Here is a 1,080-nt window from a genome sequence, read left to right as displayed (position 1 = left end):
TCAAAATAAATAACTTTATCTACTCCGTAATGGGCTAATTTTTCTGCTTCTTCATCTATTTTATTTCCTAATAAAAGTACTGATAAATCTGTTCCTATCTTATCTGCTAATTTTCTTCCTTCACCTATTAGCTCATAAGCAACATTTAATACTGACCCATGGCGTTGTTCTGCTAACACCCAGATACCTTTCCACTCATCTAAAACGATTCCTCTGTTTACTTTTGCATTTGACATTTTAGTCCTCCTATCCCTATATCAGATTTAATTCTTTTATTTCACCAGCTAGCTTTTGAGCAATTTCTTTTATTGACCCTTCTAATTTTACGCCGTTAAATTCTCTTGTAGGGACAAAGCTTTTATATACATTTGTTGGTGAATTTCTAACACCGATTTGTGTTAAATCTACATCTATATCATTAACATTCCATACTTTTACGTCAGCTTCTTTACTATATGCTTCATATATTCTTCTTGCATGTGGATATCTAGGTTCATTTAGTTCTTTAATAGCTGTTAGTAAAACAGGCATTGGAGATTCTATTACAAAGTAACCATCTTCTGTTGCTCTCTCTACACGAACTTTATCTCCTAAAACTTCTAAATTTTTAACATAACTCACTTGTGGTAAATCTAAGAATTCAGCTATTTCTGGTCCAACTTGAGCAGTATCTCCATCTATAGCTTGTCTTCCGCAGAATACCATATCATAGTCTCCTATTTTTCTAAGTGCAGAAGCTAATATTGTTGCAGTTGCCCAAGTATCCGAACCTGCAAATGCTCTATCACTCAAAAGTATTGCTTCGTCAGCTCCAATTGCAAGTGCTTCTCTTAAAGCTACATCTGCTTGAGGAGGCCCCATACTCAAAACAGTTATATGAACATCTTCCATTTGCTCTTTAATTTTTACTGCCTCTTCAATAGCATTCATATCATCTGGATTTATAATACTTGGTACACCTGCTCTAATAAGTGTTCCAGTTTCTTTATTTATTCTTACTTCGTTAGTATCAGGTACTTGCTTAACGCAAACCACTATTTTCATTATTTTTACCTCCATTTTTTAAGAAATTACATATTC

Annotated in this window: 1 protein-coding gene and 1 pseudogene; both read right to left on the bottom strand. The window is 33.6% G+C overall.

The annotated features are described in order from the left end of the window. Positions 1-236 (bottom strand): annotated as a pseudogene (locus tag ACQ3F0_RS26715) (hypothetical protein); the annotation flags it as partial. 16 nt (positions 237-252) lie between these two features. After that, positions 253-1,044: an electron transfer flavoprotein subunit beta gene (locus ACQ3F0_RS26710; protein WP_428868862.1), complete on the bottom strand. Its 792-nt coding sequence runs from the start codon at positions 1,042-1,044 to the stop codon at positions 253-255. Positions 1,045-1,080: the final 36 nt, after the last annotated feature.

It is taken from the genome of Clostridium sediminicola, assembly GCF_050402865.1.
Classification (GTDB): Bacteria; Bacillota; Clostridia; order Clostridiales; family Clostridiaceae; genus Clostridium_AF; species Clostridium_AF sediminicola.
This window is presented reverse-complemented; position numbering and strand designations above follow the sequence as displayed.